The sequence below is a fragment of the Alkalibacterium sp. m-11 genome, from assembly GCF_054658155.1.
On sequence record NZ_BAAGIR010000519.1, the window covers coordinates 1 to 255 of the forward strand.

Genomic DNA, 255 nt, shown 5'->3' on the forward strand with positions numbered 1-255 from the left:
GATCTTCCATAAATCCATTGGATTCAAAAGACGACGGAACTCTCTCTTCCTGCTGTATGGCTGTTTAAATTAATTGCTTGGTCTGTGAATAGGAAAACAAATACGCTTCCTCGCTGGAAATTTTATAAGCCTGAACGAGTTGTTGGATATAAAGTTTCAATGTGGGAGAATACGTTTGTTCAAAATAACAGGTTTCGATCTCTTGCCATATTTCCTGCTCTTCCATTAGACACGCTCCTTATACCGATCAAAATA

At 38.0% G+C, this 255-nt stretch carries 1 protein-coding gene; it reads right to left on the minus strand.

The window, feature by feature from the left end; genetic code table 11:
* Positions 1-64 precede the first annotated feature (64 nt).
* Positions 65-226 (minus strand): hypothetical protein, encoded by a 162-nt coding sequence (locus ACYQ2O_RS13415; RefSeq protein ID WP_459796851.1) that lies wholly within the window; start codon positions 224-226, stop codon positions 65-67.
* Between the last annotated feature and the right edge of the window lie 29 nt (positions 227-255).